The organism is Salmonella sp. NW38, assembly GCF_051807745.1.
GTDB lineage: Bacteria > Pseudomonadota > Gammaproteobacteria > Enterobacterales > Enterobacteriaceae > Salmonella > Salmonella enterica.
The window spans coordinates 1-26,248 of record NZ_JAMMTO010000017.1; the positions used below are offsets into that span (position 1 = coordinate 1).

Annotated in this window: 23 protein-coding genes and 6 pseudogenes; 20 read left to right on the plus strand and 9 right to left on the minus strand. The window is 48.5% G+C overall.

Translation table 11 applies throughout. The features are described 5' to 3' along the window. The 6 genes and pseudogenes from NA624_RS22150 to NA624_RS22175 form a co-directional block, all read left to right on the plus strand. Window positions 1-524 (plus strand): DUF2919 family protein (locus tag NA624_RS22150; protein ID WP_439040294.1); only part of this gene is annotated, 524 nt, incomplete at its 5' end. Between the two features lie 407 nt (window positions 525-931). Then, on the plus strand, window positions 932-1,426 hold the full coding sequence (locus NA624_RS22155; protein WP_000907545.1) for a CaiF/GrlA family transcriptional regulator: 495 nt from the start codon (window positions 932-934) through the stop codon (window positions 1,424-1,426). After that, window positions 1,419-2,159 (plus strand): hypothetical protein, encoded by a 741-nt coding sequence (locus NA624_RS22160; protein ID WP_000004407.1) that lies wholly within the window; start codon window positions 1,419-1,421, stop codon window positions 2,157-2,159. The genes NA624_RS22155 and NA624_RS22160 overlap by 8 nt, the downstream gene beginning before the upstream one ends. Then, window positions 2,156-2,500 (plus strand): phosphoadenosine phosphosulfate reductase domain-containing protein, encoded by a 345-nt coding sequence (locus NA624_RS22165; RefSeq protein WP_000086479.1) that lies wholly within the window; start codon window positions 2,156-2,158, stop codon window positions 2,498-2,500. The genes NA624_RS22160 and NA624_RS22165 overlap by 4 nt, the downstream gene beginning before the upstream one ends. Next, a pseudogene (locus NA624_RS22170) lies at window positions 2,497-3,130 on the plus strand (IbrB-like domain-containing protein). The gene NA624_RS22165 and the pseudogene NA624_RS22170 overlap by 4 nt, the downstream one beginning before the upstream one ends. A 22-nt stretch (window positions 3,131-3,152) precedes the next feature. Continuing rightward, window positions 3,153-3,479: a GrlR family regulatory protein gene (locus tag NA624_RS22175; protein ID WP_000657912.1), complete on the plus strand. Its 327-nt coding sequence runs from the start codon at window positions 3,153-3,155 to the stop codon at window positions 3,477-3,479. A 113-nt stretch (window positions 3,480-3,592) separates the two neighbouring features. Here NA624_RS22175 and NA624_RS22180 read toward each other — a convergent pair. The 3 genes and pseudogenes from NA624_RS22180 to NA624_RS22190 all read right to left on the minus strand — a co-directional run bounded on the left by NA624_RS22180 (window position 3,593) and on the right by NA624_RS22190 (window position 6,897). Continuing rightward, a pseudogene (locus NA624_RS22180) lies at window positions 3,593-4,739 on the minus strand (IS256 family transposase). A gap of 1,244 nt (window positions 4,740-5,983) precedes the next feature. Next, window positions 5,984-6,439 (minus strand): CaiF/GrlA family transcriptional regulator, encoded by a 456-nt coding sequence (locus tag NA624_RS22185; protein ID WP_001549412.1) that lies wholly within the window; start codon window positions 6,437-6,439, stop codon window positions 5,984-5,986. Between the two features lie 26 nt (window positions 6,440-6,465). Then, window positions 6,466-6,897 carry a hypothetical protein gene (locus NA624_RS22190; protein ID WP_000128881.1) on the minus strand — a complete coding sequence of 144 codons (432 nt, stop codon included), beginning with the start codon at window positions 6,895-6,897 and terminating at the stop codon, window positions 6,466-6,468. Between the two features lie 560 nt (window positions 6,898-7,457). Between NA624_RS22190 and NA624_RS22195 the strand changes: the two genes are divergently transcribed. The 4 genes from NA624_RS22195 (at window position 7,458) to NA624_RS22210 (ending at window position 12,363) form a co-directional block, all read left to right on the plus strand. Further along, a complete protein-coding gene (locus NA624_RS22195; protein ID WP_000362084.1) occupies window positions 7,458-8,048 on the plus strand; it encodes a fimbrial protein in 591 nt (196 codons plus the stop codon). A gap of 68 nt (window positions 8,049-8,116) precedes the next feature. Further along, window positions 8,117-10,585, plus strand: a complete 2,469-nt coding sequence (locus NA624_RS22200; protein ID WP_024134562.1) for a fimbria/pilus outer membrane usher protein — start codon at window positions 8,117-8,119, stop codon at window positions 10,583-10,585. Window positions 10,586-10,597: 12 nt separating this feature from the next. Further along, the gene (locus NA624_RS22205) at window positions 10,598-11,329 is read left to right on the plus strand and encodes a fimbria/pilus periplasmic chaperone (RefSeq protein ID WP_000898006.1); all 732 of its coding nucleotides are present in this window, start codon (window positions 10,598-10,600) and stop codon (window positions 11,327-11,329) included. A 74-nt stretch (window positions 11,330-11,403) separates the two neighbouring features. Continuing rightward, entirely contained in the window at window positions 11,404-12,363 is a 960-nt protein-coding gene (locus NA624_RS22210) for a fimbrial protein (RefSeq protein WP_000086828.1), read from the plus strand. 287 nt (window positions 12,364-12,650) lie between these two features. Here NA624_RS22210 and NA624_RS22215 read toward each other — a convergent pair. From NA624_RS22215 to NA624_RS22225, 3 pseudogenes are all read right to left on the minus strand, one after another. Then, window positions 12,651-13,119, minus strand: a pseudogene (locus tag NA624_RS22215) (helix-turn-helix domain-containing protein); the annotation flags it as partial. 270 nt (window positions 13,120-13,389) lie between these two features. Further along, window positions 13,390-14,395, minus strand: a pseudogene (locus tag NA624_RS22220) (IS110 family transposase). Window positions 14,396-14,472: 77 nt separating this feature from the next. Further along, window positions 14,473-14,702: pseudogene (locus tag NA624_RS22225) on the minus strand (Tn3 family transposase); the annotation flags it as partial. 1,588 nt (window positions 14,703-16,290) lie between these two features. Here NA624_RS22225 and NA624_RS22230 point away from each other — a divergent pair. Both NA624_RS22230 and NA624_RS22235 read left to right on the plus strand, forming a co-directional pair. Then, window positions 16,291-16,782, plus strand: coding sequence for a POTRA domain-containing protein (locus NA624_RS22230; RefSeq protein ID WP_001182200.1), 492 nt, complete (start codon window positions 16,291-16,293; stop codon window positions 16,780-16,782). Between the two features lie 22 nt (window positions 16,783-16,804). Further along, window positions 16,805-17,131: a GrlR family regulatory protein gene (locus NA624_RS22235; RefSeq protein WP_000657913.1), complete on the plus strand. Its 327-nt coding sequence runs from the start codon at window positions 16,805-16,807 to the stop codon at window positions 17,129-17,131. Between the two features lie 177 nt (window positions 17,132-17,308). On the opposite strand, the gene NA624_RS22240 is transcribed toward NA624_RS22235, so the two are convergent. Next, window positions 17,309-17,692 carry a DUF1090 domain-containing protein gene (locus NA624_RS22240; RefSeq protein ID WP_001549418.1) on the minus strand — a complete coding sequence of 128 codons (384 nt, stop codon included), beginning with the start codon at window positions 17,690-17,692 and terminating at the stop codon, window positions 17,309-17,311. Between the two features lie 243 nt (window positions 17,693-17,935). On the opposite strand from NA624_RS22240, the pseudogene NA624_RS22245 reads away from it, so the two are divergent. From NA624_RS22245 to NA624_RS22270, 6 genes and pseudogenes are all read left to right on the plus strand, one after another. Next, a pseudogene (locus NA624_RS22245) lies at window positions 17,936-18,154 on the plus strand (DUF1471 domain-containing protein); the annotation flags it as partial. A gap of 326 nt (window positions 18,155-18,480) precedes the next feature. Continuing rightward, a complete protein-coding gene (locus tag NA624_RS22250; protein WP_000490328.1) occupies window positions 18,481-18,873 on the plus strand; it encodes a TIGR03757 family integrating conjugative element protein in 393 nt (130 codons plus the stop codon). After that, on the plus strand, window positions 18,870-19,850 hold the full coding sequence (locus tag NA624_RS22255) for a TIGR03756 family integrating conjugative element protein (RefSeq protein WP_000104376.1): 981 nt from the start codon (window positions 18,870-18,872) through the stop codon (window positions 19,848-19,850). The genes NA624_RS22250 and NA624_RS22255 overlap by 4 nt, the downstream gene beginning before the upstream one ends. 12 nt (window positions 19,851-19,862) lie before the next feature. Beyond that, window positions 19,863-21,269: an integrating conjugative element protein gene (locus NA624_RS22260; protein ID WP_000727421.1), complete on the plus strand. Its 1,407-nt coding sequence runs from the start codon at window positions 19,863-19,865 to the stop codon at window positions 21,267-21,269. 1 nt (window position 21,270) lies between these two features. Beyond that, complete coding sequence (locus tag NA624_RS22265) at window positions 21,271-21,654, plus strand: hypothetical protein (protein ID WP_000056313.1); 384 nt, start codon at window positions 21,271-21,273, stop codon at window positions 21,652-21,654. A gap of 10 nt (window positions 21,655-21,664) precedes the next feature. Next, on the plus strand, window positions 21,665-23,191 hold the full coding sequence (locus NA624_RS22270) for a conjugal transfer protein TraG N-terminal domain-containing protein (RefSeq protein ID WP_000126399.1): 1,527 nt from the start codon (window positions 21,665-21,667) through the stop codon (window positions 23,189-23,191). A 35-nt stretch (window positions 23,192-23,226) separates the two neighbouring features. Here NA624_RS22270 and NA624_RS22275 read toward each other — a convergent pair whose 3' ends face one another. Continuing rightward, on the minus strand, window positions 23,227-23,724 hold the full coding sequence (locus NA624_RS22275) for a hypothetical protein (RefSeq protein ID WP_000064063.1): 498 nt from the start codon (window positions 23,722-23,724) through the stop codon (window positions 23,227-23,229). 186 nt (window positions 23,725-23,910) lie between these two features. Beyond that, entirely contained in the window at window positions 23,911-24,252 is a 342-nt protein-coding gene (locus NA624_RS22280; RefSeq protein WP_001021240.1) for a DsrE family protein, read from the minus strand. 238 nt (window positions 24,253-24,490) lie between these two features. Between NA624_RS22280 and NA624_RS22285 the strand changes: the two genes are divergently transcribed. Both NA624_RS22285 and NA624_RS22290 read left to right on the plus strand, forming a co-directional pair. Then, window positions 24,491-24,685: a DUF1187 family protein gene (locus NA624_RS22285; protein WP_001549419.1), complete on the plus strand. Its 195-nt coding sequence runs from the start codon at window positions 24,491-24,493 to the stop codon at window positions 24,683-24,685. Between the two features lie 58 nt (window positions 24,686-24,743). Then, window positions 24,744-25,367 (plus strand): DUF2913 family protein, encoded by a 624-nt coding sequence (locus NA624_RS22290; protein ID WP_001013571.1) that lies wholly within the window; start codon window positions 24,744-24,746, stop codon window positions 25,365-25,367. The last annotated feature ends 881 nt before the right edge of the window (window positions 25,368-26,248 follow it).

Below are 26,248 nucleotides of genomic sequence, written 5' to 3' on the forward strand. Positions count from 1 at the left end.
ATTTTGATGATAACGGCCTGCTGAAGGCTCCGGTGCTTTTCTGGGTCGGACTGGTTGTGATGGCGCGGGCCTGGTGGCTGATGGGGGCGGCAATGACGACACAGCAGGGAGGGCAGTGGCTCGCGCAGTTGTATCCCGGAGATGTGTCGCAGTGGCTGGGGCTATTTTCCGGTCTGCCATCACTGCTGATGGTGTTCTGTTATCCGGTACGGGGTCAGTTGCCTTTTCTGGCGCGCGGCCTGTACCTGCTGATGCTGATGGCCGTGTTCGTCACCGGGGCGGGTGACTGCCTGATGATGCGGTTATCTCCCGCGCAGTGGGAGGTGGGCTGGTTTTTTCTGTGTCTGGACGTGGCCTGCATGGTGATGTTATGGCCCGACCGGTGGCTGCGGACGGTGTTTTCTGGCCCGGGGCGGTTTGCAGTGAATGAAGGGGGATGTGCCACGGGAGGCGATGAAGATGTCAGAAAGTCAGTTTATTCAGGAGGTCAGACACCGGGCTTCCCTGCTGACCGGGAGTTTTAATCCGGGCAGGGCCATAACCTGGGTTCGGAAAGCGGATAACCGGCGGCAGATACTGTGCCTGCAGGAAAAGACCCGGAGATATCTGTCAGGCGAAAACACGCCACAGGAGGTGAGTGCGTTCTGGGGCAGGATGGAGACCCTGCCGGAGGTAAACGCCTTTATTTCCTGTCTGGACTCGGGGGTTCATGTTCTGAAGGCCCGGGGCAGACGGGGGGATATCTACAGTATTCCGGTGCTTCACTGCGTGGTGAGTCATTTTATTCAGCACTATTTATGCCGTACACCGAAAATAACGTCCGTGACAGACGTGTAGTCCTGTTGGTTTATTCGTTATTCAGTTTTATTTTTTTCTTTTTTTGTTTGCAGGGCTGAGGTGGTTCACGTACTGACACAAAAAGGGGGATACCATGGCGGGGAAACCGCATAGCAGCGATACCGTATTTACCGGGAAGAAGGAGGTAAAGCAGAGTAATCATGATGTATATACCATCCCGCCCTGCATGGCACCGTGGGCTGATGAGCCCCTGTACCTGGTGGTGGCGCGCTGGGGCCTGCAACAGAAAAGATGGATAAGCCGTAATGACATCGCCGCAGTTTTTCATATACCGGACCGGCGGGCTTCATTTCAGCTGTCCTATATATCAAGGAAAAAAGATCGGGTGGCCTGCCGGACGCGCTACGTGCCAGCCGAAGGCAGCGGGCGACAGAGAGTGGAGATATTTATCGACCATGTCCTGCCCGCACCTGATGTGAGTCTGACTCATGCACCACCGCGCAGGCGTAACGTTCCGGCTAAACAGGCCGGTCCCACATCACGTGGGGTGGGCAGTGGTATGGCCGATAATATCGGGTTATGGGAAAAACTGCTCAGGGGATGCAGAGAAGGACGTGACGATGAGTGAATCCCTGATCATTTTCTGCCGAGAATGGGCAGTGACGGTGGCGCTGACGGGCTATCTGGCACCGGCATACCAACATCCTGTCATGCCGGTGCATGGTCTGGCACAACTGACCCGGATGTTGCAGGCATATCCGCGCATGCCAGTGTTACTCGGCCTGCGTCCGCATGAACATGTGGTGGATCTGTACCGGCTGCGGCCGTTGCTGGCCGGCCGGGCGGTACTGTTTGTGGGGCGCTGTTTTTACTGGACGGATTATAACCTGCCGGAGTGGCTGGCACTGGAGCGGTACGGGTTCTGTACGTGGGATGCCATGCAGGACCCGTTCTCCCGGCGGATGGAGCTGCGGCGCTTCAGTCGTCTGTGTGTCGATGTAAAGGACGAAGGGGATGACAGGGGGGGGCGTCCTGCGATTCCTCATATGACAGAGACGCAGGTGCTGGAAAGGGCGAACCGGTGGCTGTACCGGGAGCTGTCGGCGACCGGCCTGACCGGGTATGAAGTCAGGGTGCTGTCGCTGATGACCGAAGGTCGCAACGGGAACCTGCCTTCCCGGACCCGTAGTCTGCACAAGAACAACGGGCTGTACAAGCTCGGGATGACAAAACGCCTGACCGATTTGTTCCGGGGTGTGAAGGTGCGCGCGGCGTTACAGAGCGGGCTGTCACAGCAGACAGAAGACAGCTCCCCCGAGACGGGGGATATTATCCCGTTAAGACAGGAGGCTAGGCGGTGAGCAGAATAGATCCAGCTGGCAGTCGTAAAATTCCCCTGGGAACAGATGTACTGACGGCGGCCCGGCAGCGTGTTGCCGACACCTTTGACCAGTTTGAACGTCTCTGTCTGTCGTTTTCAGGCGGTAAAGACTCCACGGTGATGCTGCACCTGGTGGCAGAGGAAGTGCGTAAACGACAGCGTAAATTCAGCATCCTGTTTATAGACTGGGAAGTGCAGTACAACGCAACCCTCACCCATGTGGCAGCCATGCGGGAGCGGTACAGCGGCTGTACCGGACAGTTCTACCGTAACTATATGGTGCGGCTGAAACGCCAGCGGGAGGAATGGGGGCTGATATGAAAGACACGATGGAGGAGAGCCTGCTGTGTCTGGAAGCGGCACTCGGAGAGATGGACGAGGCGACACGTACGCTGGCGCTGAACACCATCCGCAGACGTCTGCATGCCCTGAGTCCGTTTCTCAGTGAGCCGGTGGACTGTGTATTGTGGCTGCCTGCCGGAAAAGGTGCGGGCAAACGATTATAACCCGAACGTGATGGCACCGGTGGAGCAACGTCTGCTTCACACCTCGCTTCTGACGGAGGGATATACCCAGCCGGTGGGGGTGGCGCAGGCCGGCCAGGGATACAGCGTGGTGGACGGTTATCACCGGATGCAACTGGGTAAACACAAGCCGCGCCTGCGTGAACGGCTGAAGGGATATTTGCCGGTGGTGCTGGTTCATCAGGAGAGTGGGGGCGATGCTGAGCGCCGGGCGGCCACTGTCCGGCATAACCGGGCAAGAGGACAGAATGCGGTAACGGCGATGTCGGACCTGGTGCGTGACCTGGCCCGCCTGGGCTGGGAGGATGGGCGGATAGCGAAAGAACTGGGAATGGACGCAGGGGAAGTGCTGCGTCTGAAACAAATCAGTGGGCTGGCGGAACTGTTCGGTGATGAAACATTTTCACAAGCCTGGACCGTGGAGTGAGTAACAGTAACCTGAGGGTAAAATGAAAGAAGGTATCTATACGGTGGTGTTTGAGAGCAGCCAGCAGTCGGTGGGGGAAGGTGTGGTGGTGATAAACAACGGCCGGGTACACGGCGGAGACATAGCCTTTACTATTCGGGGAATAATGAAACGACCGGTAATGGAGCTGGAGGTGCATTATTACAATCGGGATATTCCGTCGGTACTGGGAATGGAAGAGGACTACTGGCTGGAGATGAGTTATCACGAGGTTGGGGAAGGTCATTATGATTTCAGTGGGCATGTTAAAGGACATCCTGAGCGAACCCTGAATGCGTATGCGGTTTTTATGACACCGTTGCTGAAATGAAAAAATGGAGTTTTTTACGAGCCTGTCAGTAATTCTGTGTAACTGCCAATGTATTAAAGGTGATCGCTCAGGCGGTCACCGAACTCGATAATAAAACGGCTCATTGCTAACCGTCAGTTCTGGATCGGCATACTCCATTTTTTCGACGCATCCTTGATCGCCAGATAAATAGCCTTTCGTACCGAGTCATCCGTCGGGAACACTTTGCGTTTCTTAATCGCAGCCCGGATCACACTGTTAAGCGATTCGATTGCGTTCGTGGTGTAGATGGCCTTGCGGATATCCGGCGGATAACTGAAGAGCGTATTGAGGTTTTCCCAGTGCGCACGCCAGCTTTTGCTGATTTGCGGATATTTATCGTCCCAGACTTACGCGAACGCATCGAGCGCCATCAGTGCCACCTCTTCGGTCGGGGCCTGATAGACATCTTCAGGCCGCTGGTGACGGCTTTGTAGTCCTTCAGGACACGTATTTCAGGCTGTTACGCACCATATGGATGATGCACAGCTGGATATGGGGCTGTGGGAAGACGCTGTTTATAGCATCCGGGAAGCCCTTAAGACCGTCCACGCAGGCTATCAGGATGTCCTGGAGGCCACGGTTTTTCAGCTCCGTCAGCACACTCAGCCAGAACTTTGCGCCTTCGTTTTCGGCCAGCCACATGCCCAGCAACTCTTTCTGGCCTTCGGTATTGATCCCCAGCGCCAGGAAGACGGCCTTGTTTATCACACTCCCGTTCTGACGGGCTTTTGCGACGATACAGTCCATGTAAACAATGGGATACAGCGCATCCAGCTGTCGGTTTTGCCACTCAGTAACCTGTTCTTTTACCGCGTCGGTGATCTTAGATATCAGCGTGGGTGACATATCGGCGTCGTACATTTCTTTGAAGGTGGCGACGATTTCGCGGGTAGTCATGCCTTTGGCGTAGAGGGATAAAATCTGGCTGTCCATCTGCGTAATGCGCGTCTGGTGCTTCTTAATCAGCCGCGGCTCGAAGGTGTTTTCACGTTCACGCGGCGTGTTCAGTTCGATCTCGCCATCATCGCATAACACCGTTTTTGACGAGTAGCCATTGCGGGTGTTTGAATCTGTTTTGGGCGCATTTTTCTCATGCCTGAGGTGGTCAGTCAGCTCCGCATTGAGCGCTGTTTCGACGGTTAATTTCGTCAGCATACGGGAAAACTGATTGAGGTCGGCTTCGGTTTTAAGGCCCTTAGCCAGTTCAGCCGCCAGTGCTTTGAGTTTCTTTTCGTCCATAATTTGCCTGTCTCCGTTGTTGGAGTGAACATATCAAAAATAGGCAATTACACAATTTTAATTACAGTCTCTACGGTTGAATTATCGGTAAGATTATTTATCAGCAGTCAATGTAAACCTGACAACCCGAATTTTAAAGCTGTCAGGGATAAAGGAACTATCGGTACAACATACTTTGTGCATCTTGAAGTTCTTCGCGGGCGCGGTCCAGATTTTTCTGCTTCTGCGCCATTTTTTTGAATTTCCGGTTTAGTGCGCTCGTTCCAGTTCAGCCTGGCGCTCAGCCACTTTTTTTCCTTTTTCAGTAATTTTAACTGCTGCTGCTCCTGTAATTGCGGAGCGTTAAAGTGCTATTCTATTTCTCGAAGTGATTTCTGAAGGCCGGCACGCTAGTAAGTGTTGTTATGTTTACTGGCATAGGTTATCTGATTTTCCACAGTCAGCTGTTTTGCTGCGCACACTTCCCTTACCATTAAGTTCAGGTGCTTATAAAAAATGGCGTTAGGGCTACAGGCCTTTGTTGTGATATTTGACGTGGGAACTTACAGTTTATACCGGGCTCAGTTGTGACGCCTTATCATCATAGTCCTGTCAGTCCGACCACACACCATATTACCCTTACTGACGGCAAACTTCTGTCAGATGGACTAGTTAGTGTGCATACTTATCTCAATGCAGGAACGCCAGAGGCCCTCTGAACATATCATGGAAGCATGGCTAAAAACCGTAAATGGTGAAAGCTTGTTCACTGGGATACGACAATGCTGTCGACACTCCCGCAGGACAGGTTCCGGAATTATTATGATTATAATCAGTTCGCTGCTGGTCATTATTGGATACAGGCTATAGTGGGCGCCGCTTCAACGATCACTCTTCCTATTGGCGAATTGAAAGACGGTCTGGACAGACTGCCAGATGAGGTTCTGACACTGACATTCATGGATATGGAAGGACATACATTTATCACATCGTTAAGTCGTGTGGGCGCGTAAAAAGGTCATGATTTGAGCCGCGCAAACGGCTCTTTTATATCTGAAAGTAATATAAAACCAAAAAAAACAGTGTGTTATATGTAATAATGTATAAATAAAAGTAAATAGAAAATATCCGGAATTATTACAAATACAAGATTTTAATTCAATGCACAAAGAGTATGGTTTATATTTAACATAAATTTAAATCTGTAGATGGTAACTTTATTAAAACAACAAGATGTTTGATATGATTAACACTTCATAGGCAAATTAATTATCTCCTTCCACCGGAGGTGAACGCATCATTATCAATGTTTTCCAAATTTCTGTCCCTGAAGACATTCCATTACCCACTCGAGAACGATAAGCACTCATATTTCTTTTTTTTGACTTATTATCTTGTGCTGATTGTTTTCTAATATTATCATCTGAATATTCTATGATGACTTTTTTAACCCATATCTCATTACATGGGTGGTGAGATATTATTCTTCGCCGCAGTCTAAATGTGACTTTGTTTTTTTGACGATGAGTTATATAAGATAACTGAAATGAAGCCCTTCGTTCTGATATATAAAATGCCTTAGCTATATCATTACGATTAATCCATCGATTTTGTTGTTGGCACCATAATGCAATAACTATATAGAGTGGTTGTCGATGGTGTTGGGATACGCTCATGGGTATTGTTTTATGATTGTCTTTATTAATCGATTTGCTTTTCATTTTATCACAGCCTCTAATTTGTAATGTTAAGTAAAATTTGGTTGAAAGATTTGGCTGATATCAATCTCTTTCTCTTTGCAATATGACGGGGAGAGCTTCCTTGAATCGTCAATTAAATAGCGAATAATAACATACAAAACAGGTACACAATATATTTCACCTTTCATACCTTGTTTGATAATTGTTTTTCCGCTACTTCTAAAACAGCTGAATAGAAAGCGGCCATTTATCCTGAAGTTAAGCCAATCAAATAAGAATTTAATTTCGAAATTCTGATTATCCGGAGATAAAAGTAATTCCATTAATCTTAGTAATCGATTAATTTCCTTGTCGCCGACCATAATTCTCCATTCTTGGAACTTCCTGATATTAATATCAGATAGTTGGTTTTTTGAACGATGAATGACTTCTGCCCAGAAATCATCTGATTGCTTTTGTCGCCCAATATCATCCGTCATAAATACACCATCCTTCTTCCCTTCTTCGTTTTAACACTGCGTATGATAATTGATCTTTAAAAGCCTATTAATTGAATAGGTGATTTTAAAAGCGAAATATATCTATCGGTATAATCGACGATAGATATCAACGTTGCAGATAGCGACTAAATAGTTATTTTAAAATATCTATACAAAGTAATGTAATGATAAATATGTTGTTTTTATGCTTATGGCTGCGATTTTAATGTCGTCAGGAGTTATTGACTTATTTAGCGCGGATGTAAATGTCATGATTAGTTAGTGAAATGTTGAAGATTGATTATCTTATTGTTTATTAAGGCTTTTATTAATAATTTTTGTCGTTATAATTAGCCATTTGATCGCTATTATCGATCGTACAGATCGATTTTTTTTGTTTTAAAGGCTGTGTCAGAAATGCTTAGGCTTTTATCAATGCAGCGGAATGATGGTCTGGTAATCAGGGTAATCGCAACCTGAATACACTGCCCGTTAACCGTGGAAGCAGAATGGAATGTCAGCTTAACTCTTGATTTTCAACCAAATGAACGGAATGTGAAATGGATAAAGTAAATAAGTTAGTTCTGGCAGCTTGTGTTGCGGGCTGCATGACAAGCAGTGCATGGGCTGCTGCACCAACAGGTGTTGATTATGGTCATGGTACTCTGCACTTTACGGGGAGTGTGATTAACTCTCCGTGCAGCATTGCCCCGGGCGATGAGGATATTAACGTTCCACTGGGCCAGGTTGCCAACAAGGTGTTAGAAACAGGTGCAGGTTATTCTGTCACCCAGCCCATTACGATTCACCTGCAAAACTGTGACCTGACCGCCCATGCCGGTGCGACCAGTGGTACAGGTACCGTGGATTATCCTTCTTTCTCTAAAGTTTCAGTTCAGTTTGCAGGCTCGGCAGATGCGAAAAATGCTGACCTGTATGCCAATACCGGTACCGCACAGGGCGTGGGTATTCGCCTGATGGATACGATGGCGGGGAATCTGCCCCTGACGGCCAACGCCGCCTCCGCGGATCATGGTCTGACCTCGGGTGATAATATGCTGAAATTTGGTGCCCGACTTGAGAAAAATGGCGATGCCGTTGCGACAGGTACTGTTGCAGCTGATGTCACTTATGCCATGAATTACAAGTAATACCCTCAGAATTTTAATCCAGACAGTTAATCTATTCTGAATAATAAAAAAGAATATTATAGATGAGTATTAAACCTTCGTATCTGGCATTTCTGTTGGCGATTTATTTTCCTGTGGTTAATGCTCGGGGTGTTGAGTTTAATACTCATCTTTTAGATACCGATAACAGAAAAAATGTCGATTTATCGGCGTATTCGCAGGAAGGATATATTGCTCCCGGTGAATACCTAGTCGATATTATTCTGAATGGTCAGATGATTAAAGACCAGCAAATGGTTAAATTTAACCCAGATAATACTAAAAATAACAGTTATGCCTGTCTGACTCCGTCCGTGATTGATGCCATGGCGCTTAAAAACGAGGTTAAAAAACAGCTGACCTTCTGGCCGGGCACGCAGTGTGTACGTCTTACCCTGCCGGACAGCAGCGTTGTGTATTCGCCGGATAATCAGGCCCTGTCGATCACTATTCCGCAGGCCGACCTTTTGTACCAGGACGAGGAATGGTCCCCACCTGCGCAGTGGGATAACGGAGTAAACGGATTAATTTTTGACTATAACCTGTTAGCCAGTCGTTATATGCCGGATAAGGGAGATGTCAGCACCAATTACAGCCTGTATGGCACGTCAGGACTCAACCTGGGGGCCTGGCGTTTGCGCTCGGATTATCAGTACAACACGACCCGGGGGCGTGATTACAACCAGTCATCATTGAGTCTGCCGCAAACCTATCTGTTCAGGCCCATACCTTCGCTGCAGGCCAGACTGGTGATAGGGCAAACCTATCTGAGCTCCGATATTTTTGATACGTTCCGCTTCACCGGGGTATCCCTGACCAGCGATGAGCGTATGCTGCCCCCGTCGCTACGGGGTTACGCCCCGCAGATTACCGGCATTGCTCAAACCCACGCTCAGGTCACCGTCTCCCAGAACGGACGAATCCTCTGGCAGTCCCAGGTGCCGGCAGGCCCCTTTGTCGTCCCGGGACTCAGTGAAACGGTGCGCGGAAACCTTGACGTGACCGTCCGGGAGGATAACGGTCATGTGCGCACCTGGCAGGTGAATACCTCCAGCGTTCCGTTTCTTGCCCGTAAGGGCAACATACGTTTTAAAACCGCAATAGGGAAACCGCTGACCTATGCCGGAACCAGTCACACCGTGGAGCCTTTATTCTCAACTGGCGAGATTACGTGGGGGGCGTTTAATAACACCTCCCTGTATGGTGGCTTTATAGCCAGTGACGGGCAATATCGTGCACTGGCACTGGGTGTTGGCGAAAATATGGGGCTGCTCGGGGCCGCCTCCTTTGATATTACCCAGTCTGTGGCACAGGTGAACAATCAGCCACAGCAGACCGGTTACAGCTACCGTTTTAACTACGCCAAAACCTTTGATAAGACGGGTAGCACCATTGCGTTTGCCGGCTACCGCTTTTCAGAAAAAAGCTTCATGTCGATGAACCAGTATATCGACCGTTCGAACGGTTACGGGACATCACTGACAGAAAAGCAGAGCTATATGCTGACGTTCAACCAGTCCATCAGTTCACTGAACCTGAACGTTCTGTTCTCCCTAAGCCATCAAAACTACTGGGATAGTAGCGCCAATGATAACTACACTGCGTCACTCAACAAGAGCTTTAACCTTGGTCCTTTTCAGGGGGCAACGGCTTCGCTTTCTGTAGGGCGCAGCCGGACCTTGCTCAACGAACAGGATAATCAGATTTATCTTTCGCTCACGCTGCCCTGGGGCTCCCAGCGACAGATAAGTTACAGCATGCAGCATGACAGTAATGGGCGGATGAGCCAGGTGGCGACCCTTTATAACCGACCATCGGATAAAACTTCCTGGAGCCTTGGGGTGGGGCAACAGCGGGATGAGGGACAGCAGAATGGAGCTTTGCTGAGCGGCAATATTCAGACAACGACACCTTACGGTCAGGGTAATGCAAACCTCAGCATGCTGAGCCAGCAGTATAAGAACCTTGGCCTCAGTTGGTATGGATCCTTTACGGCTACCCGACATGGTGCCGCCTTCCACCAGAATATGGCTGAAAACGACCCGCGGCTGATGATCGATACCGGCGATGTGGCGGGTGTGCCGGTTGACAATGATAACGGGGTGACGAACCGCTTTGGTATTGCGGTGGTACCTGCCGGTTCAAGCTATGAACGGTCAGACATTGCCGTCGATATTACCGCACTGCCTGCGGATATCACCGTCTCCGGGAACGTCATCAGTAAAGTGTTGACGGAAGGGGCCATCGGCTACAGAAAAATTACGGCCACGAAGGGAGGGCAGTTGACGGGAACCATTCGGCTTGCCGACGGCACATTCCCGCCTTTCGGTACACAGGTCAAAAGTCACAGCGGTAAAGTTCTGGGCATTATTGGGGACCAGGGATTTACCTACCTTACCGGCGTCAGCAGTGCCAACCGCAAGGATGTCAGCGTCGTCTGGTCTCAGGGGCAGTGCAGACTCCAGCTTCCTGAATCCCCGGACCTGGCATCGGGTGTCCTGCTGTTGCCCTGTCATTAGTGGAGAAAAGACGTGTTGTTTAAATATGGGAATAAAGGGTTCGTATCGTTTGCGGTGGGCCTGTCACTGCTGGGGAGCTCGGTGGTTCATGCCGCCGTGAACGTTGACCGGACCCGGATTGTGATGGGCGGTGAAGATAAATCGTTGGCGATAACGTTAAGCAACCAGAGTAAAACCCAGCCTTATCTGGCCCAGTCGTGGGTTGATGATGCCAGTGGAAAGCGTTCTGAATCGTATTTACTGGCGTTACCGCCCCTACAGCGTATAGATGCGGGTAAAAAGACCCAGGTCAGAATCATGGCGTTACCTGCCGCGGCGTCACTGGCCAGAGACCGGGAGACACTGTTCTACTTTAATGTTAGAGAAATACCGCCGAAAAGCGATAAGGAAAATGTCCTTCAAATCGCCTTACAGAGTCGGCTGAAGCTGTTCTACCGACCGGAAGAGATAAAGAAAAAGGCGAACGACCGCGTTGAGGAAAAAGTCACGATAACCCGTCAGAACGACAAGTTAGTGCTGAATAATCCGACACCTTACTATATTACGCTGGGCTATCTGGGGCGTGATAACAAAGGCAGCTTCCCTGGATTCGACAGCGTAATGCTGGCGCCTTTCTCATCGCAGGACTTTACTGCGAAATGGGAGGGGGACACATTGCGTGTCGGTTATATTGATGATTTCGGCGGGCTGAATATTAATCAGTATCATTGTGCCGGCGCGCTGTGCACGCTGCAAGAAAAATAGCCGACGGATACAGTCAGAATTTCACGATGAAGTATTGGTTATTTTAGCAGCTATACGTGGCCCGGAGAATTATCATGTCCAGAATTTTAATGTTACTCCTCTTTTTTTGTAGCGGTTATTTTACAGTCTTTCCTGCAAGCGCTGACCCCGGTTGTACTTTTACTGATGGAGATCAGGTATACATCAACGTTCCGCAGATGGCATTGCCTGCTGATACACCGGATGGGACGGTACTGTATACCTCACCTAAAATAACTAAGAGAATCATTTGTGAGTCACCAGTAATATCTATAATGCAAGCTGTGGATATCGATACAACTGCCGACTACAATGCTTTTTTAAGTATGATGAATGGCATTCGGTTTACTATATATATTGATGGATATGCTTATGACCATCAAGTTTTTAATACTATCGGTTATACGTCGACGAGTACAGGTAAGTTTACTAAAGATATCACTATTTCGTATGACATCAGGGTTGATAGCAGTAGGGGGAAAATCCCCGTATCAGGGACACTGTTATCCGGAGGATTTCAGAGTTTATTTGTGACTCTTTATAATCGCTATGATCTTCATCGTGGTGCCATCAATTTATCCACTCCGAACATTACGTATATTCCCTGTACCATGGGTGTGTCAGTCAGTCCTGAAACGATCGATTTTGGTGCGGTTAAAAGCAGCGATTTAGAAAAAGGGGTTAAGTTGCAAAAAACATTTTCTACGCTAATCAAGAAAAGCAAGGGGTGTTCGGTGGCTGTCAGCGCGCCGTTTGGCATCAATATGTATTTTGAGCCCACGAACCCAGTGATAAATGCCGATGGTTCGCTTAAGCTAAACGACGGGGTGGGGCTGAGTATTGCAGATTCCACTGGAAGAGCCATCGCTTTTAACACCGCTCAGAAAATAGATGATGTCAAAGTGGATTCCATTCTGAAAAATGATTTTAGAGCAAATATACATAAGGTTTCAGGTCAGGATATCAGCATAGGACCTTTCAGTGCAGATGTCGTGGTGAGGCTCAGTTATTACTGAGGTTTAGCTCAAGTTGCGCGCGCTTTTGTAAAAGTAGGGAGTAAGCCATTATCAGGCTGCTTTTCCGCGAGATGTATGGCCGGAAATACATTAATTAATCAAAAAAGGCACTTGGATGCTGGAAAGTGCCTTTTAAATCAGACTGTCAACTGAAATGTGTCAGTTCATTATGCCTATGATAAGACAAAATGCGAATCATCCTTATCAGCTAATCGCTATCCTCTTAAGATTCAATGCTTCTTATTGCGAATAATTGCTACCCGGCAAACGCAAGGGGCCGGGAATGCTTATCGCCAGAGCTGGCTGGCCCGTTTACGGTACTCGCCTGGCGTACAGCTGAATTCACGGACAAACGCTTTATGAAAAGAGGATTCACTCGCATAACCCACCGAATCTGCGATCGCAATAACCGGCAAGGTTTGACGAGAGAGCGACTGAGCGGCAATTTGAAGGCGCAGCGTAGTTAGCACGGTTAAGGGCGTCGTTCCGGACACGTTCCGAAATAGCTGGGCGAAACTCGCACGGGACATATGTACTCGTTGCGCCAGCGTCTCAACCGTCCAAGGATATCCCGGTGTCTCGAGCATGTTAAGCATTACCTGTCCGAGTCGGGGGGGACCAATAAATTCAGCATACTTTTTGATGTGCCGGACTGCGACAGCCAGTAGCGAACCGCGAGGGTGAGCAGGGTGGCACACTGCTGACTACATAAAACTTCAGCACCAGGGGACCGAGTTCTGATTCCTGCCGTAATAGGGGTCAGTTTGGATATCGAATCTATGGTCACTCCCGTTTTTGCAACACTGATTTTCGACGATATCATTGGCTTGCTTAAATCTATCCGGCGTCAGAATCGCGCCACGATGAGTTCCGCGCCTGATGAACCTCAGAAAAATTATACGGCTTCAGATGAGCCATTCCGATATACAGGTTCTTCAACAGCCCGGTCGGCCGTTTGTATCATCAATGATCAGTATTCGCAAAACCAGATAATCGATTGTTTAAACAATTTATTGTTGTAGAGACTTACGCCGCGAACGTCTGTTGTCGCGTTGTAAGCGCCCGGGCGATCCTGGCCAGCTTGTTTGCCAGTGCGCAGGTCACAACAAAGTTACTTTTTCTGCACACTAATTCCCTGACCCAGTCCGCCAGTTTGCCTTTCTGGTGTTCCAGTTTTTGTATGAACACTCTGGCGCACTGGACCAGTAATGTTCGGATCTTTTTGTTGCCTCGTTTGCTTATCCCCAACAGAGTTGTTCGACCACCGGTGCTGTACTGACGTGGAGCCAGCCCCGTTGCCGCTGCGAAGTCACGGCTACTGGCGTAGTGTTTCCCATCGCCAAGCTCAGTGGAAATAGTACTGGCCGTCAGCGTTCCCACACAGGGAACGGTCAATAAACGTTGTCCAACCTCATCCTCGTTTAACCTTTGCTTTAACTGTGCTTCCAGACCCTTTATTTGCTCAAGAAGATAATGGTAATGTTGCTCTAACCTCTGCAATAACTGACTGAGATTCAAAGGTAAATTGGCATCTTCAAGGATAGTACTCAGTCGGCTGATAATAGTCGGCCCCACTCGGAATGCTGATACCAAACTCCAGCAGGAAAGCATGCATCTGATTAGTCGTTTTAACCTTATCCTGCACAAATGATTCCCGTACCCGATGCAAAGCACGCATGGCCTGCTGAGATTCCGTTTTTGGCTGAACGAAACGCATTGATGGGCGTGACGCTGCCTCACAGATAGTTTCAGCATCAACGAAATCATTTTTATTTGTTTTAACAAATGGTCGGACGAACTGTGGAGATATTAGTTTTGGTGTATGCCCCAGCTCAGTTAATTTGCGGGCCATGAAGTGAGAACCGCCACAGGCTTCCATCGCAATGGTTGTTGCAGGGTAAGTAGCCAGAAATTCAATCAGCTTTGGGCGGGTAAACTTTTTACGGTAAACCGCTTTCCCATGACGGTCCTGACAATGGACGTGGAAAGAGTTTTTACCCAGATCGATACCAATGAGAGCAATGTTTTCCATGATGGGTCTCCATTTTAAGCCTGTTCACAGCATACAGCTGTGAGGGAGGGAGTGACCATCTCATTAATTATTGTACGTTAAGGTTGTTTTTTGACCTTTCGACTTTGGCTGGTCTCAGCCGACGAAACTTACCGGAAGGCGGTATCCGGTTACTCTTCCAGATATAATCGCCTGTCAGATTGATGTGTTTCCAGCCTAATGGCGACAAATGCGATAGCAGTTGTTCGTTGATCTTTAGTCCCTTACGCTTCAGGGCATCGATCGCCCTTTCCATATACACAGTATTCCACAGCGAGGTACCCGGGGTAAATCCTCCGGTTGTAACTCCTTTTGAGCCAGAAGCATACAGCGGCGGATTTTCCCCGGGCTGTCATCCCGGTACAGTGCAAACTAGTCAGGTGGAACTTTAACCTGATAAAGGTGGTCGCCATTACTGAAACGTCACACGGCCACAGGTCTGCCAGAAGTAAAATGTTCATCCTTTATGCGTATTCCAGTTTCGAAAAACACCGGGGGCCATGACTCAGTAACCAGCCCATATCCGGCCAGAACCACAGTCAGCGGGCTCCGGCCATCGCACTGCAGTGTGATTTGGGTGTCAGTAGCAACCGCCGGCAACGGGATAATCAGGATGAGAATGAACAGATATAACATAGCTTGCTTACTCAGTTTGAGGCGCGGTGCCTGCATCAAGTCGGGGAGCCCTGTCGGTGTTATGGACGAATGTATAGTCATCCGTTCTGCTGGAGATCTGGCAGGGGCACGACTGCCGCCGGGATGATCCGGATGGTGTCAATGAGTTGTTGAGGAGAAAGAGCATATCCATGAAGGGAGTTATTACAGACGGACAGCTGAATACACGGGTGTTGTTCAGACAAAGTACGCCAGCGTTCAGCGCTTTCTTCCCTCGAATCGGACTCCTTACAGCATCCGCATTAAAAACAACCTGTATGAATGTTTCATGTGGCCTCGTGGCGTGATTAAGGTAATTACGCACATTATTGAGGCAGGGAATACTCCGGGAAAGCTCTGGTATATGAAAAACAATCTTCATGTTTAACTTCCTTGTATGTGTTGGTTAATGCCGGGTAAATACTATGTCCTTTAATATCGCCAGCAGTTTCCATGTGTCAAAAACCAAATGTAATAACTTAAAATATTTTATTACGGGTACTTCTCGCGCATTATGGCGCACTTACCGAAAGGTTAGTGCCGACTGACAAAACTCTCTGGCGGGGATTACAACAAAATAACTTCGTTCCATTCACTTCTGAGATGAATATTTCTGATGTTATTTTTATGGGGAAATTTAAAGATTAATTCCAGATGATATATTTCTGTGGTACTTAACATTCCCCTGTTCTTTTGCTCAAATCACGCTCCGTTACATCTCGTTTATATTTTCGCAACTTGGTTTTTTTCTGCATGCCATCCTTGTTTGCCACTAAAAAACAATTATTTACGAATTTTTTTGTGTTCCTTTGATTCACTTAATAGATCGTTATGATTGATTATTTTATTTGAAATCATCGATCTTATCGATCGATTTTGTTTGTTTTACATTAGAGGGCTGCGGTCTATAGGGTTAAAAAACAGTGGGCTGAGTTATCTACCCGATTTATGTCCCGGGGTAGAGGTAGTCTGCTTTATAAGTAGTCAGCCATATCTGGTTCTGTAGCTGATATTTTTCTCTCACAGTAAAATTCTGGTGATTATTGCATGAAAAGTCTGATTTTGCGGGCGGGTGTCGCTCGCGCTGAGAAAGTGTGCTGTGCGCCTTTCCTGCTTACGCCTCTGGTCCTGATTGTCTGCACCGGCGTTCAGGCGGCTGTCGTGCCTTCCGCACCCGGCGCAGGCGCACTGGGAAACCAGCAGCACCGGTCAGCGCACCGCTGGTGCAGCCCGAAGAAGGGCTGGCCCGTCACGCGCTGTCGGCGGATAACCATACCACGGTGAGTGTGAAACGGGTGGTGTTCACTGGTAATCCGCCGGGACTGAAGGGGCTGAGTGAGGCCGACCTGCAGTGCGAACTGGCTACCGACCTGAATCACCCGCAGACTTTTGCCGGGCTGGAAGCCATGGCACAAAAAATCACCGCCCTGTACCGCCATCATGGGTTGCTGGCTGCCCGGGCGGTACTGTTTGTGGGGCGCTGTTTTTACTGGACGGATTATAACCTGCCGGAGTGGCTGGCACTGGAGCGGTACGGGTTCTGTACGTGGGATGCCATGCAGGACCCGTTCTCCCGGCGGATGGAGCTGCGGCGCTTCAGTCGTCTGTGTGTCGATGTAAAGGACGCAGGGGAAGTGCTGCGTCTGAAACAAATCAGTGGGCTGGCGGAACTGTTCGGTGATGAAACATTTTCACAAGCCTGGACCGTGGAGTGAGTAACAGTAACCTGAGGGTAAAATGAAAGAAGGTATCTATACGGTGGTGTTTGAGAGCAGCCAGCAGTCGGTGGGGGAAGGTGTGGTGGTGATAAACAACGGCCGGGTACACGGCGGAGACATAGCCTTTACTATTCGGGGAATAATGAAACGACCGGTAATGGAGCTGGAGGTGCATTATTACAATCGGGATATTCCGTCGGTACTGGGAATGGAGGAGGACTACTGGCTGGAGATGAGCTACAGGGAGGCCGGGGAAGGGAGCTACGTTTTTAGCGGTCATGTGAAGGGGCATCCGGAAAGAATGCTGAAGGCCTGTGCGGTATTTCTGACCCCCCTGCTGAAATGAGATGCTGTGACAGATGTATAAAGAAGAGATGAAAATGAAAAAATGGCGTTTTCTGCTTGCAATACTGGTTTGTGCATTGCTGGCAGGCTGTACGATTTATTATCGGTAAGCTGAATTAAAGCTATCAGTTTAGTACCCTGACAGGCAGATTCTTCAGACTGTCAGGGTACATGGGAACTACTGGTACAACGTGTTCTGTGCGTCCTGAAGTTCTTCGCGAGCTCGATCGAGTTTTTTCTGTTTCTGCGCCATTTTTTTAGGATTTCCGGTTTCACGGGCGCGCTCCAGTTCGGCCTGACTTTCAACCACCTTTTTTTCTTTTTGCGCAATTTTTAACTGATGCTGTTTCAGTAATAGTGGATCGATACAGTGCTCATCTATTTCACGGAGTGCTTTCTGGAGACCGGCAATCTGGTATATGTTGTTATGTTCCCGGGCGTAAGCGATCTGGTTTTCCACTTCCTGTTTTTTAGCGGTGCAGCCGATGGGAGAAGCGGAGTATGAATTTGCTGAGAATAACAATATCACTGGGATAAAGAATATTATTCTGATGTGTTTCACAGGTGACTCCTTTTACAAAAGTGAAAACTAACGCTATAGCATGCAGCTTAAAATGAGCAAGTGGTTTTTTGAGGGAGTAAAAATTATCATGTGATGTGAATAAAAATATTGTATTACCTGACCTGTGGGTGAAAGAGTGACTGAGAAGAACGTTTAACTGAACATAATTATTCAGGAGGAAATAAATGAAAGTCATGAAGTTGTTTGTGGCATCTCTATCTATGTTGATCTCTTTTTTGGGGGGCGGCGGAGCAGGTATCATTGAAGGAGGTTGAGCATTTTAAACTTGAATGTCTGGGGAATATTAGTGTCAGTGCAACAAATGAGAGCGTGACCTCACCTTCCGATTTGCATAAGAAATTATTAGAACTCGCAGATAACAAAGGGGGAGGGTATCATCATATTATTGCTGCCCGTCAGCATGGCCCCAATTTTGATGCAGTTGCTGAAGTGTTTAAATAAGAAGTACTGTGAACAGTGATGTTTGTGGTATTTAGCAAACAGTGTTTTTTTAGTTCATTGCAGGCGATATACACTTTGAGTCTGTATCGCCTGCTTGAGATTACTGAGAAATTCAGGCAAACATACCCCAATCCAAATATCCCTGTATGTAAGTGACGTGATCTGGCGTACAGGAGCAATTGTTGGCTACACCCATACATGCAGCACAAAATCATAGTCAGGGTTTTGCTAAAGCATAAATTTTAAAAAATTGATCATGAATTCTTCGCTGTATATTTCATGAGTACGATACACACTACTTCGGAGTGAGTTCACCGGAGAGCAGCATGTTTCGATATCTTTCCCTGCTGGCACTGATGCTGTCAGCCCCTTCTTTAGCCTCGACAGTGGTTTATACGGACCGGCAACATTTGCCGGCTAACGTGCTTGCCGACACACGTATTGTTTATCTGGATGAAACGGAACAGCTGGAGAAAAGTCTGTTTGGCCCGCTTTCGAAAAATTCAGTGCACGCAGAGCGTCAGGCACAGTCGATCATCCAGTCCCCTGAATGGAAACAACGGCAGACCGTAATAGTCAGGGCTTATCAGGGCCTGATTCAGGCCTGGCAACTGGGTCTGAAAAAATATCCGGCCGTGGTGTTTGATGACCGTGATGTGGTGTACGGTACGGCCGATGTCACATTGGCCAGAACATATCTGCCGAGGGGAACCCCATGAGCACGATATCGAATCGGTTACGTCCTGTTGCGCTCAGCCTGATGCTAACCGCCGGCAGTTTACCTCCAGTTAATGCGGCCATTAACACCGCCACTATTGTGGCTTCATCGGCCTCACCCTCATGCATTAGCTGGCGGGTGAGTGGGATTTGTTACTGGCTGTTGTGTACGCCGTTTGGCTGTACGGTAAAGACCTCCATAAAGGTGACACATTTTATTCCTGAAACCGTCGTGTCGGTCTACCAGGACAAGGGTAAAACCCCCTGGACCGAGATGGCGCTGGTCCGCGGCGCCTCCGGTGGTGTTGAGAATGCCATCAGTGGTGCCCTGGCAGGTTTGTCTGCCGGCGGCGGTGAATCGGTCAGCAAAGTTCCTGGCCAGCGTTCCCTGCACACCCGCTTTAAATATGCCGATGCGATTGGCCATCCGGCTACTTCCCTCATTGGCGGTCAGATACCCGGGTATTCCTGCAACAGTGCCGCCACGCCATTGTTCCCTTATTTCCTCAGCACACTGGATACGCTGGTATGGCGTACCGGTGTGCCTGAACTGGCCTACCCGGAGGCTCTTATCCCGGGTAAGCGTGAAGTCGGGAGTCAGGCTTCACAAAATATGTGGGGCAATGTCTATCCGCGTAGCGGGTTTATCATCCAGCAGGATGACTATAAAGCAGGTGCAGTTATTGCTCAGCGGGTTGCCGATATTATTACCCGCAGTGGGCAAATCCATGTTTATCAACCCCTTGTCGGACATCGTTCCCCTGGCTACTGGCCACCTGATCCTGTGACCGAAAACACCGGCATGAAAAATCACAAATGGCAGCGTCTGTCTCCTGCGTTGTCGCAATCCTGCGCGGTTTTCCCTGATACCGGTGGTCACGTGGCCGAAAACGGGAACTATGCCTGGGCCTTGTGGCAGCCCTACAGCTGCTGCAAGCGACGTGGGCAGACCTTCCTTTACAGCACTAACTTCAGCTAATGGGTACCTGAGATGAAAAAAAAGAAAATCATGACGCCTTTATTCACAGCTGTTTCGCTGTCCCTGATATCGATATCACCCGCCGTTCTGGCTGCAGGGGCGGGGATCGGCAGTATAGCCACAAATGCGGTGAGTGACAGTTTGTTTTATTCCATTGGTGGCGGTTCGGTAATATCTCAACCTGCCTCCCTGAACCGCATGCAGCGTCTTGGGGTCAGTGCCGGGATTAACAGTGACCTGATGTGCGGAAACTTTGACATTAAAACCACGGTGGGGAATCAACTGAACGGGTTAACGAGTGGTTTTAAGGATCTGATGGGGGAGGTAATGCAGGGGGCCACGGGGGCCGTATCAAGCCTGCCCGGAATGATAATCCAGCGGGCCAATCCGGGGCTGTATGACATGATCACTAACGGGATTTTACAGGCCGGTGTTTCTTTCGATAAGTCCAAACTCAGCTGTGAAGCTATGTCCAAAAAACTGGCCGATTACACCATGGGTGACAGTGCCTGGACAGAGTCAGCCGTCGGGGACGAGTACCGTGATGCGATAAACCGCAGCGGCGGGGATGCTACCCGGGCTGAGCAGGCGAAAGACAAGGCTACCGGAGAGGAAGGTGCCACCTGGATTGGCGGGAAAAAGGCCGGAGGGAAAGGGCAGCCCGCTATTCAACCGGTACGTGATATGGCTAAGGCTGGCTATAATATGCTTAATGGCCAACCCGTCACCAGTAACAGCAGCGTTACTTCTTCGGCCTGTAACGGTTCTTCCTGCCAGATTTTCAAAAATTCAGATGCAGCTGCCACCGCTATCGTGCAGGTATTGGGCGATCGCAGTATCCGTACCTGTAAAGATAAAAGCCAGTGTGAGAGTGGCGGGACTGACAATGCCCCAGGTGCCAGCGTGGCCGGCACCGGTTTTGGCCCGCTGCTCGATGAGTCCACGAAAGTGAATCTGGAGGCGCTGAGCAAACTGGTCAGCAGCCAGGGGGCACCTTCGGCAGAAGAACTTGGCAAACTGAAAACCGGAGGATTACCGGTGACTCGCGGTGTGATTGAAGCGCTCAGGGATGATACCGATAAAAATGCGCTGGTCCAGCGGCTGGCGGGAGAACTGGCTATGGCTCACACCATTGAAACGGCGCTGGCTATGCGGCGAATTCTAACGACCGGAGAGTCTGAACCCAATGCGGCTGCACAGAAGCAGGCGATAGAAGAAGGCGATCGTCGTATTGACTCACTCGACCGTGAGCTGCAGGCACTGAAAAACGAAATGGAGCTGCGCCGGGCCATCAGCAGTAACAGCCTGCTGGTAACGCTTGAACGTCAGGAAGTCCGTAACAGCAGTAACCAGATGCAGCAACGCACGCCGAGTACCGATGAGGGGATGAATTCCCTTAATCAAAAAGGGGGAGAGTGATATGTCGCTGAACTCATGGTTACCCAAAATGAAGCCGCTGCCGGCAGGGTTCCGGCATTTTTCCCGGCTCGCATTACAGGTGTTTCTCTGGGGAGTTGGGATGACGGTGGTCCTGGCAATCCTGAGCGCCGTCGTTCTTCAGGGATCACAGGGTATGATTATCAGGCTTTGGCTCGATAGCGCCCGTTTTCCTCTGCTGGCCTGGCGTCTGATGCTGTACGCCATTCTGGCCGGAACCTGGTTTTGTGGAATACGACAGTCGCTGATGGCGCAGATCCGTTCGCGGGGTGACGGACGTTCACTCTCGTCACTGCGGCGTCTTGAAGTCATGGCCATCGCACTGATTGCGTTGTCTGAATACAACGTCTGGCTGGCGCCACGATGAGGAACAGAATATGACAGCGAACAGTATTCTGGAATACATCCTGGTGTTTTTTGGCTGGATGCTGAACAACGCCATGTGGAACATTCTCAGCAGTACCGGTCTGTATCTGTTACCTCTTGCCTTCAAGGGGATGGGGATATGGCTGAAGGTCCGGGAGGAAGGCTTTGATGAGGGCAATAAAGGGATGCTGTCCCTGCCGAGGCTGGAGAACAGTATCTATGTTTCGTTTCTGGTGATTTGCTTTTGTTGTACCCCGATGTTCCCGGTTGATATCAGTACGATGAAGTATGACAGCAGCCGTGATAAACAGTGCAACATACAGGTCGCCTCACCTCAGGACTCCGGTTACAACGCGGTTCTGACCGATTTTCAGGGCAAAACTGCGAATGTGCCGGTGTGGTGGTATCTGGTGCACCGGCTGTCAAAAGGGGTGACACAGGCAATGATTGCATCCATTCCGTGCGGTGGAAAAATCAGGCAGATGCGCTTTGAAGTTCAGCATTCTCAGATTAAGGACCCCATCCTGACGCAGGAACTGCAGGATTTTGCCAACAGCTGTTATTCAAGAGCGTATTACAAACTGAAGAGTACCAATCAGTCATTAAGTGATAAAACGATAAACTCTGTGGGCTGGATAGGAAGTGATTATTTTCTGAATACGGCGGGATACTACGACACATACACGTCGCAGAAACCGCGGCAGGCATGGCCTTATAATGCGACCCGTGATGCGGGCTATGCCAACACGGGGGGCGGAGGATATCCGACCTGCCGGCAATGGTGGTCAGACGGCAAAAAAGGTCTGAAGGACCGGGTTCTGGCCAGTCTCCCGTCCCGGGTTAAAAGGGAAATGCAGCAGCAGAATATGGCTAGCTGGGAAGAGCTGGCGCTGCGCTGGCTGGTCAGCCCCCGTAATTTGTCTCTGTCCGGAGGCGGGGAAACCTATACGATAGGAAGTAGTGACAATGCCAGCGGGTTACTGGGTAACGTAACACGTCTGACATCGAGCATAGGACTGGGTATGAAGCAGTTTGAGGCAACCCCCGGGTTTGACGCGCTGAAACAGGCGTTACCCATCGTACAGGCATTGCTTGAGATGATGGTGATTATCGTGATTCCGGTTCTGCTGGTATTCAGCGCCTACGAGCCAAAAACCATCGTCACAATAACGTTCGCCATGTTTGCGTTGTTTTTCATTCCGTTCTGGTGGGAAATCGCTGGCTGGCTGGATGACCAGTTGCTGACGTTGCTGTATAGCACGAAGTCCGGTCAGGGTAGCGGTAGCAGTGTACCCTTCGCCGATTTTGTGGGTTCAGTGAACGATGGCTGGATCATGAATCTGGTGTTGGGGGTGATGTATTTAATATTCCCCTTGACCTGGTTTGGTATGCTTGGATGGACAGGAGTTAACGTCGGAGCGTTTATTGATAAAGCTATATCAGGTGGTACTAAAATGCCTCAAGATGCAGGTTCTGAGGGTTCGAAACATATAAAGGATGCAGCATCAGGAGCGATATCGAAAGGGAAGAAAATGTGAGTAAGGTGAGATGGCAATTATCGTATTGCCATCTCCTAATATAACCTATCACCGTTTCTGTTATAAGCATGACTCCATCCGTTCTCGTCCGTAGAGTAATACCAAACTTCATCATCTTTACTAGGCGTAGGATCAGGAATACACGATACTCCATAGATAGCTACCTTTGCGGTTGAGACAATCAAATCTCCCGCCCCCAGAAAAATATTGCGCCCTAGTTCCTTGTAGTCCCGTTCGGTCATCTGATATTTCTGCGGTTTCCTCGCCAGAAACTCGTCGATATCAGCCTGGCTAAAACAAGGGCTGGCAGGTGGGAGTTCCTGTGCTTGCTGTTGTTCTGCACGATCAGCGGCTGCAGCCCAGAGCGCCTCGTCTTTGGTGGATAATTCAACGGGACTGCTCTGTAACTTAGCCTTGCGAGGCACAAAATCCGGAATACCGGCCGTTGAGGAACGTATGGTTTTCTTCTGGCCACGACCAAATCGGGACAGGGTGTCCTCAATGTCTTCGGGATTAAATCCTTCATTACTCATGGCGTGAACCTCGGTAAGATTTGATTAATAATCATACTATACAGATGGAGGGGGGAAGTTCAAATGGTTTGTACCGATCGGTATTCTGTTTTCAATACCTGATCCCGTCATTTCAACGAAGCGATTTGTCGTAACGTTAACCCGTTAAACTTGACCCCAACCTCAGTCTGAGGTGGGGCAGTCACGTTATGGCCGCAAATATATCCATCCATTTTTCTGGAACTCAACCAGAGCTACGACGGCTGCAGGAATTACTTCAACCTTATTGATAAGCATATCAGGTGAAAGAGAATATCCCTGAAGTGAATTTCTACACACTAATAGCTTTATATAAGGATATTCTTCGCACAGGCTTAGCCAACGAAGGGCACCCTCTTCTCCCAATATCAGGCTTTTAACCGCCTCAGCGTTAAAAACAATGCGGATTACCTCATCCTCTGGCTGCAAACTCAGCTTCAGATAATTTTTAACATTGTTCAGGCAGGGAATACTGCGGGAAAGTTCGGGGACATGAAAAATGATGTTCATCGACAACTCCTGATTCAGGTCTGGTGTTTTTACTCATCATAACGCTCTGTGTCTCTTAACTTCATATATAAGTGTAATAGGAAATGAATAGGGATAACTGTGACGTCACGGTCGCCTTTACAGACGTTGCGGTACATCAATTCTGAATACGGTTTTATGCTTGGCGACACACACCTGCATGTGATACTTTTCTGTCCGTCATACTAAGTAATGGTAAAAGTTATTATTGGTCAGGATGATGAAAAGATATAAATACCAGATCACTGCAACGATCCATAAAGCCGGTAATCCACCTGTTAAGTGGTTATATTTCTCTGATGTTAAATTAACAAAGAAGCAATGTGAAATGCGATTTTATAAGCCTAAAGAAGCGGGGCAGACATCCGGTGAAAGTGTACATATTGAAGATTTTATATGCTCTGAAATTACATAGCGTGATTTTAAATTCGATTAGTTAGACGGCTTTATTTTATGGAGAAATGGTGAATTAAATGAATGGAAAAAATGATGCGCTCGAAAATTTTACTTGGTGTACATTGGTTGCATTAAATATTGCGAGAATTGATAATAAAATCCATTCATCATTTTCCGAACATATCTTTATTTTTAACTGGCTGGTAGTGGCCAAGAAAAGTAAATTATTTTCTAAGTTAGTTGCTCAGGATATCGACTGGCTATTAATGGAGGGGCGGAGTAAAGGCGTGAATGCCAATCTCAAGTTTAAAATTGAATATCTCCGCTCTGTCTGTTGTAAAAAACTTGTTTCACAGTCTGTATTATTCAAATTTACACGCGCGTTTGAAAATTTAAAATTGATGGGCTGGGAAAGTTATTTTATTTCACTGGGTAAATGGAACGCGCTTTTGAACGCTGAAATTAATACGCCTGGAAATTTTATCTATATCTCTGAACAAAAAGTCAGAGAGTGTTTCGATAAAAACGGAGCATTGTTGTGTCAGCTAAAATTACGCGTTTGCGGTGATGTTCAAACTGCTGAGCAGGTATTCAATGATAACGGACTGATTCTGGATATAGAGCAAAATACTGAGCTTAATCAGACTTTTTTTGTTCTGCGTCCAGAGAAAAACACCATGACTTATGAGGATCTGCCTTGATTTGCGATGAAGGGCTGATCTATTATCGGGCTGTAACACCGTTGTCCATGGGACAACTGCCAATGCTTCAGGTACCTGTGAGTACTGAGTGATCTGAGAGAAGCGCCTTCGGGTGATCACATGCCAAAGTCATAGCGGGTCTGAGACTGACGCCTTAGGGCGACCCATGCCAATGCTACCGTAGCCTGAGAGGTAGCGTCTTCGGACGGTACGTCTGTTACTCCTGAGAACAGACATTGATGCCTTACTCAACGCATCAATGGAGGCGAAGTCTGACCTTTTGCTGAAGCAGCTCTTGTGCATTTAGCCCGCAATCTTCCCTATAGTTGCGTTCTCATTTCTCAGGATTTGAGATAAGCACACCTGTCAGTACGGTCTGTGGCCGTATTTCCTGTATTACTTCCAGAGCTCGTGGCTCGAACAAACTTTGCATGTACGGGTATGCCGGCCATTTGGCGCGACGAACGTCGCAACATTTGGGGCATCTTCCGGACGATGCATTGAGCGTTTCGAGAATGAGCGCGTCACTTTGCTCAAGTGAAACGACGACAAAGTGACGCGCGAAGCGCAGAACGATTTAACCAGCTATATCAGGCCGTACGGACCAGTTTGACAATCTGAACGATACGTAGTGCAAACTGGAAAAACGATCTGATACATCATTTAACCTCAACGTACAAAGCGGGAAACCGTAATGCTTACGTATAACTTATTGAAAAGGAGAGAATTAACGCGATATCGATGGCGACGTCATGAAGATGACGCCGGAGGCGACCTGGAGACAGGTACAGCTACAGCTGCGATCAGTTTTCACTGATTTGAGACCTCGCAATACCTCAACATCTTGCATTCCCTGATGCACAGATATCCGTTAAGACGCA